Origin of the sequence: Vibrio sp. V15_P4S5T153 (assembly GCF_963874485.1) — a bacterium.
Taxonomy (GTDB): Bacteria; Pseudomonadota; Gammaproteobacteria; order Enterobacterales; family Vibrionaceae; genus Vibrio; species Vibrio anguillarum.
The window spans coordinates 15,508-22,915 of the sequence record NZ_CAWNHR010000006.1 but is presented as its reverse complement, the minus strand read 5'-3'; the positions used below and the strand labels follow the sequence as shown (position 1 = coordinate 22,915).

Sequence of the window (7,408 nt, the reverse complement as noted above, 5' to 3'; positions counted from 1 at the left end):
TAACGCCCGGCTAAGGGGTTAACAACGCACCGCCGAACTCAAAAAACACACTGTAAACGCTGAACTTCAATTTTGCACTAAAGTCGCCACGCGTTGGCAATCCCTCTTGAGCCGTTTGTTAGGCCAACCGATTGACAACAACACTTTCACAACCAAAGAACGAGCATTTTTGTAAACCTGAAACAAACTAACCGATTCATTTATAAACCAAAATGCTAAATCAGCAAAGAAACAAAAAACTCAAATTGAGCGATTTGGAAGAAAAGTGACGAGCGTAGCATGCTCGGCGGACGTTTGGGTGCTGAAGGTTATTTTGCCGCTAAACTCACAACGAAAAGCAACTCAACGCGATCAAGAAACAGCAAATATGTGATGATTATTTATTGCTTAACTTAAGCTAGAAAACATGGCATTTACCGTTCAATTCAAACTCGACTTAGCTGATAAAAACTCACTTTGCCTAACGCCCAATTAAGGGGTGAGCAACGCTACCACCCAACCTAAAGCATTGTGCCATAAACACTAAATTTGAAGTAGAAGCAAAAATGCCAAGCGTTGGGAATCCCTCTTAAATTGCTTGTTAGGCGATTTTTTCTTCGATGCTAAGGGCTACTTTTAACAACTGCTCGTTGAATTCTTTGCTGTCGATTGAATAATGCGCTCTCCGATGACACGTAGGGCATAGAGCGATAACATTTTCCGGGCAATCAGCACCACCGTCAGCAAGCCTGGTTAAATGATGGACTTCTAGATAAGGTCCTTCCTTCGTTTCAAAGGGCGACTTACTTCTGCAACCTTCACAAACCCCATTTGCACGCTTTTTAGCATATAACTTAATAGCCTCGCTACGGTAACGGATGTGAACAACTTGTTCTTTAACATCCACATTACTAGGTGTCACAGCTGTAGCGATATCGCGTAATTGCTTAAGTGATTTGCTTTTAGTCGGTTTGGTCAAGTACGGAGCCTTTCCATTTTCTACGCCGGGAAGTCTTGACTGCGGAAGTACATCCAAGTGAAAAATGAAAGCATCTCGAAGCTGACTATTTTTGTCAGGTCTCTGCTCGATATGATGTTCAATGTAACTACATACACCGACGAAACGCACAAAACCTTTTGTAGTCGACTCAAACAACAAGATTTCTTTTTTATTGTCATCCCTAAACCACCGCCTTGGGCGGTGGTGATTGAACCTTGGGGCTATTGCCCGAAGGAGTGCCCATGCTAGAAGTAAACCACTTATTCACCACAAGTAAGAGGAAACTAAAAACATGGGCGATTATAGAAGTTCATCACATGTATATTGGCGTTGCAAATACCATATAGTTTGGACTCCGAAATACAGATTTAAGATCTTGAAAGGGAATGTAGGTAAGGAGCTTTATCGCTCAATCTATATTTTGTGCAATATGAAAGATTGTGAAGTTTTGGAATTAAATGTTCAGCCGGATCACGTTCACTTGGTTGTGATAGTTCCACCAAAAGTTTCGATATCAACGTTGATGGGAGTATTGAAAGGGCGTTCAGCAATCCGCTTGTTTAACAAGTTCCCACATATAAGAAAGAAACTGTGGGGTAATCATTTTTGGGCAAGGGGATACTTTGTTGACACAGTTGGTGTGAATGAAGAAATCATCAGGCGTTACGTAAGGCACCAAGACAAGAAAGATCAAGAATATGAGGCGCAGTTAGAGTTGAAGATAAACTAGCAGTGCAGGGATGCCCCCTTATAGGGGGCTATAAACCAAAGCCGCCTTCTAAGAAGGCGGATTTTTANGCCACCATACTGTTGACCTTTGTATACACCGTGAATATCAGAACGACGGTTATAGATTTTACCTACTTCGAACAATGAACCCTCCTCATCGCCTAACGCCCGGCTAAGGGGTTGACAACGCACCGCCGAACTTAAAAAACACACCGTAAACACTGAACTTCAATTTTGCACTAAAGTCGCCACGCGTTGGCAATCCCTCTTGAGCCGTTTGTTATGCAAATTCAATAAGATAAACTGACTTTACTCGATCAAAAGCCACGATTGCAATGGTTGAGTGATTCAAGAACCAACCCAAGCCAGAGCCATGATAAATAAGCCGCCAAAACAAAGCCCACCTTTCAACAACCAACCAAGCTTTTGAATGAGACAAACTCAACAAGCAAGACTTTCAGCAAATGCAAAATGCTCGATAAACTTGCCCTTTCCACACTTTGCGCACGCTAAATTCACAACAAAACAGCACCAAAACTCATTGAGGCAAACAAAGAACCTTGTCTGTTTTACGGTTTGAGTTAACCACGAATTTGAGGGTGAAAGTGCTCATTTGCCGACAACACAAAACGAATGGCCGGAGAAACCTAAAAAGATTGAACTCCTAAATTCACCTGAGTTGCATAACGCCGCATTAAGATGTGAGCAACGCTACCACGAAACTCAACCATACCACCGTAAACACGAAACCCAACCTTGAACTAAAAATGCCAAGCGTTGGGAATCACTCTTAAATGCTTTGTTATAAGCGTGTTTCGTTTACCACGTTCTATCTAAATCTTGTGCGTATAAAGAAATTGCTCGCTGATACTCTTTAATTGCATCACTATTCGTGGTTGATACTAAAAGTTCGAGTAGCAATAATGTTGCTTCTTTATGGCGTCCCAAGTTGTAGAGACACATTGCATAGAAAGGCTGAACTTCAATAGAACTCGGGTACTCACTTAGAGTTTGCTCGAAATAGCTTAACGCCTCTGAATACATGCCAAGGCTTCGATAGGTGCTCGCTAGTCCAAACAAAGCATCAAACCTTTCTACCGGCGATAATGGACCTGAAAGAGATGACAGATAATGAGCAACCGCTTCTTGCTCTTTACCCTCATTGTCGTACGACCAAGCAATTTGCAAATGAGCCTTAGCAGAATAAGTCTCATCGTTTAATAGCGCTTTTAGCAAAGCTCTCGACTCTTGATATTTAGCCTCTTTCCGCCATTCAATTGCTTGTTTGATGATACTTTCCATAATTTTCCTCGAAGCTTATAACGCCCGGTTAAGGGGCAACCAACGCTACTACCAATTTACTGCATAACACCGTAATCACAAAAACCAACGCATAATAAAAATGCCACGCGTTGGTTGTCCCTCTTGAACCGTTTGTTATGTTTCTTGGATTCATATACTAAGTGCAACACTAAAAAATAAAACAGTGAGCTGTCATAATCCCTATTTTTCCTCCCGCCAAGAAGTGAAAAATTATGGCTTATAAACAGCTCACCGAAGGGGACAGATATACTATCGCTGCCTATAAAAAGCAAGGCCTTAGCTATGCTGAAATCGCTCGGCTTACCGGACGCCATAAGAGTACCATTTCTCGAGAAATTGCTCGTAATCGATGTACTTACGATGGGGCCTATCGCCCTTTCAAAGCCGACCAACGCACTCGGACAAGACGCAGTAAATCAAGATGTAATCCGCGTATTACTCAGCAGCAATATAATCAAGTCATGCACTTTATCAAAAAAGACTGGAGCCCTGCTCAAGTCGTTGGAAGAATGAAACGATATAAACAGCCGACCATTAGCCATGAGTCTATTTACCAGTACATCTGGCGTGATAAAGCCAATGGGGGCGAACTTTGGAAACACCTACGACAATCGACCAAGCAACGGCGCAAGCGTTATGCTGCCTACGATAGTCGCGGAAGGCTCGCCAATAAACGACATATCTCTGAGCGTCCTAAAAGTGTCGAAACACGTAAAACGCGTGGACACTGGGAAATTGATACTGTCATGGGCAAAGGCTCTAAGCACTGCATCGTGACACTCGTTGAGCGCATGACCGGCTACACCCTGATTGGGCAAATGGATGACCGAACAACCGCATCTCTTAACCGTCGAACCATTCAAATCATGGGACGATTTGATGGCTTATTTACCACGATTACTGCAGACAATGGTACCGAGTTTAACCAATATGAGCTTATTGAAGCCGCCACCGATACTCGATTTTATTTTGCTAACCCACACCACTCTTGGGAGCGAGGAACCAATGAAAATACCAACGGACTTATCCGACAATATCTCCCCAAAGGCACCTCAATGGCGACGCTCACTCAAGCAAAGTGCAACGCGATTGCCCACAAACTTAACAGCAGACCCAGAGCTCGTCTGGGCTTTCAAACTCCGGAGGAATGTTTTGTTGGATATTATCGCTGATCGTTGCACTGCAAACTTGATACTAAGAGTAAATTATGGCTTAGCGCTGATTTCTTTTAACACTTTCGCTGGGTTACCACCAATTACGACATTGTCTCCAAAACTCTTCGTTACCACTGCACCAGAGGCTACCACCACATTATTCCCAAGGGTCACACCAGGATTGATAACCGCATTACCACCTATCCAACAATTGTCACCAATGGTTATTGGCTTTGCTAACTCTAAACCACTGTTCCTCTCGGTTGGGTCTAAGGGATGTGTTGCAGTATAAATTCCAACTTGAGGTGCAAGTAAACAGTTCTTACCAAATTTTACTTCCGCAACATCCAAAATCACGCAGCCGAAATTAGCATAGAAATTATCACCAACATGAATGTTAGAGCCATAGTCACAATTGAAAGAAGATTCAATGTGAATATTGTCACCTGTTGTGCCGAACAAATGCTTAATTATTTCAACACGCTTTTGTTGAAACTCAACAGAGGTTGTATTCAACTTTTCAGTTAACAATCTAGCGTTCAATCTTAGCTTTAATAAGTCTTCATCACTTGGATCATAAAGCTTACCTGCTAACATTTTTTCTTTTTCTGACATTAAATTTGGACTCCAATACCAATTTACTCATAACGCCCGGCTAAGGGGCAGACAACGCCACTACTAAGCTTCCGCATAACATCATAACCACAAAAGCCAACGCATAATAAAAATGCCACGCGTTGGCTGTCCCTCTTGAACCGTTTGTTATGTTTTATTCCAACCAGCTGATTTTGTTAAGAATAAACTTAGGAATTTCAACTAGCTTAAGACATTATTGCCTTACTTCTAAAAAGTGTTTTTTTGCATGATAAGCAAATATGTTTATAACGAGGATCTGCATGAGCTGTTAATGGTTGGAAAATCACTTTGTCTGAACCACAACTAAAGCATTTAGCACTTTCTGGATCTGCTGTTTTACATTCAGGATGCTTTATCAAATAATTCTCAAGTGTCGGCAATTTGTGCCAATCATCATCCTGTGGCTTCGAATATGATACAAAATAGTAGAATATTGCAGCCGCGCCAAAAGCTAAAACCAACCAAATGAAATCCATCTCTTTTCCTCAAGTTATCACGAAAACATAACGCCGCGTTAAGGGGCGAATGCCGCCTAAGCCCACTTTCCGCAGACCATTTTCACCACTTAAATCACCGCATGCTAAAAATGCCACGCGGCATGAGTCCTTCTTAAACGCTTTGTTATAACTTCAGGTACGTTTGAATTGTTGTAGTACAGTTTTTAAAACCTGTTAGCTCAAACTCCAGCGCCCAAGAGGATTTTAGTGTTATAGGTAACTTTCCGTTTGTCGATTCACCAAATTTGATTTCAGTTATATCAACAGGGCTATGAGCACCAAAGAAGTAAACTGAACCATCAATATACCCGTCATCTGGGTTTAAAGGGAAAGTAAATGTTTTACCAGTAAGTTCACTAAGTTCTGAGGGTACATTAATACCGTTTAGACTAATGACTGTTTCTATTTCCTCAGAGTAACCATCTAGACTAAGTTCAAAGGGCTCTATTCCTATCTCAAGTGAAACGTCGCCATCGACACCAGAAATCGTTGCACTTGTAAATTTAAGCTTTTCTATAGGGAAATTTTCCACTAATCCTCCTGAGTTATAACGCCCGCTTAAGTGGTGAGCAACGCTACCACGACACTCAATCATGACACCGTAAACACAAAAGCTAAATCAAACCAAAACCGCCGAGCGTTGCGAATCCGTCTTAAAGCGTTTGTTATATTCATTTACCAATGTGCCGTTTCTTTAGCGATTTTTTCAACCAAGTCAGAATTATCAACTTTGTACTTTGAAAACACTGGCTGTGCCTTAGTTTGAAATTTGTTTTCGTTGACGAACTTAAACTTTTTTTGCTGTTCTACAAGCAGATTAAAGTGGTACAACTGTAGTGGTCAACTAAAATTGGCCACGGTTTGAGAGTTTTCCCAATATAATCGTTCTGATTCATTGGGAGTTAAACCACCGTTATACTGATGTGGTCTGAGTTGGCAGTAATATCCGATAATGTAACGGGTAACCTCTTGTTGAGCCTCAGCGAAGCTACGGTAACCCACAGTTGGCACCCATTCCGTTTTCAGACTTCTAAAGAAGCGCTCCATCGGCGCATTATCCCAACAATTTCCTCGGCGAGATAAACTCTGTTTTATTTGAAAACGCCACAGCAATTGACGGTATTTACGGCTAGTATAATGACTGCCTTGATCGCTATGGAACATAACACCTTTAGGCTTACCACGAGACTCATAAGCCATCGAAAGAGCTTTGCCTGTTAGCTTAGAATCAGGTGATAGAGACATCGACCAACCAATCACTTTTCGGGCAAAAAGATCGATAACAACTGCTAAATACATCCACCGATTACCTGTCCAAATATACGTAACATCACCAGCCCAGACCTCATTTGGGGCGGTAACCGCAAACTGACGACCTAAGTGATTTGGAACGTCAATATGTTCTTGTGAAGCCTTTCTGTAGCGATGCTTTGGCTCTTGGCAGCTCACTAAACCAAGCGTTCTCATAAGCTTTGTTGCTCGGTATCGGCTCAGCTTTACACCCTGATTTGTGACTATATCTGCAATGGTTCTCGCTCCCGCAGAGCCATTGCTTGCGGCATGAGCCTCACTGACCAAGCTGCGCAGTTTTATTGTTTCCGCATTAATTAACGCTGGGCGTTTAAGCCAATAGTGATAACTACTTCGATGAACATTGAAGACTTCGCATAATATTTTTACGCTGTGGCTCTGCTTGAGTTTCTTGATTGTCAAGAATTGTTCAGTGAGTCCGACATCAAGAGAGCCGTGGCTTTTTTTAGTATTTCATTATGCTCTTCAAGGCGAGCCAGCTTCTTTTTCAATTCCCGAATTTCTATTTGCTCAGGGGTCATAGGTGAAGCTTTCGGTGTTTTCCCTTGGCGTTCTTCTCTAAGCTGGCGAACCCATTTATCCATCGTGGACTTGCCCACATTCATGGCTTGGGCTGCTTCAGTCACTGAGTAATTTTGGTCTAAGACTAGCTGCGCTGCTTCTAACTTAAATTCTGCGCTAAATAGTCGTCTTGTACGTTTTGTCATAATGTCACCTGTTAACTTATGAGGTGATGATATCACCTCTAACTAAGTGACCAAATTCACTATGCCACTACA

General features: G+C 42.0%; 8 protein-coding genes. 2 read left to right on the top strand and 6 right to left on the bottom strand.

Going from position 1 to position 7,408, the window contains the following annotated elements; all coding sequences use genetic code 11:
- Positions 1-580: 580 nt before the first annotated feature.
- Positions 581-1,135, bottom strand: coding sequence for an HNH endonuclease (locus tag AACT42_RS01400; protein WP_254918668.1), 555 nt, complete (start codon positions 1,133-1,135; stop codon positions 581-583).
- Between the two features lie 136 nt (positions 1,136-1,271).
- Between AACT42_RS01400 and tnpA the strand changes: the two genes are divergently transcribed.
- Entirely contained in the window at positions 1,272-1,709 is a 438-nt protein-coding gene (tnpA, locus tag AACT42_RS01395) for an IS200/IS605 family transposase (protein WP_064624342.1), read from the top strand.
- Positions 1,710-2,527: 818 nt separating this feature from the next.
- Here the strand turns inward: tnpA and AACT42_RS01390 are convergent.
- Positions 2,528-3,010, bottom strand: coding sequence for a tetratricopeptide repeat protein (locus AACT42_RS01390; RefSeq protein ID WP_094183006.1), 483 nt, complete (start codon positions 3,008-3,010; stop codon positions 2,528-2,530).
- A 233-nt stretch (positions 3,011-3,243) separates the two neighbouring features.
- Here AACT42_RS01390 and AACT42_RS01385 point away from each other — a divergent pair, with 233 nt between their 5' ends.
- Positions 3,244-4,203, top strand: a complete 960-nt coding sequence (locus AACT42_RS01385; RefSeq protein ID WP_094183004.1) for an IS30 family transposase — start codon at positions 3,244-3,246, stop codon at positions 4,201-4,203.
- Between the two features lie 33 nt (positions 4,204-4,236).
- Here AACT42_RS01385 and AACT42_RS01380 read toward each other — a convergent pair whose 3' ends face one another.
- The 4 genes from AACT42_RS01380 to AACT42_RS01360 form a co-directional block, all read right to left on the bottom strand.
- Entirely contained in the window at positions 4,237-4,800 is a 564-nt protein-coding gene (locus AACT42_RS01380) for a sugar O-acetyltransferase (RefSeq protein ID WP_088733285.1), read from the bottom strand.
- Between the two features lie 206 nt (positions 4,801-5,006).
- Positions 5,007-5,297 carry a hypothetical protein gene (locus tag AACT42_RS01375; protein WP_064626913.1) on the bottom strand — a complete coding sequence of 97 codons (291 nt, stop codon included), beginning with the start codon at positions 5,295-5,297 and terminating at the stop codon, positions 5,007-5,009.
- Between the two features lie 145 nt (positions 5,298-5,442).
- Entirely contained in the window at positions 5,443-5,850 is a 408-nt protein-coding gene (locus AACT42_RS01365; protein WP_094131845.1) for a hypothetical protein, read from the bottom strand.
- Positions 5,851-6,158: 308 nt separating this feature from the next.
- Positions 6,159-7,336, bottom strand: a protein-coding gene (locus AACT42_RS01360) for an IS3 family transposase (RefSeq protein ID WP_094183002.1) whose coding sequence is annotated in 2 segments (ribosomal slippage) — positions 6,159-7,078 and positions 7,078-7,336 — 1,179 coding nt in all. Because the reading frame shifts where the segments join, the coding sequence is not laid out codon by codon here.
- Positions 7,337-7,408 lie beyond the last annotated feature (72 nt).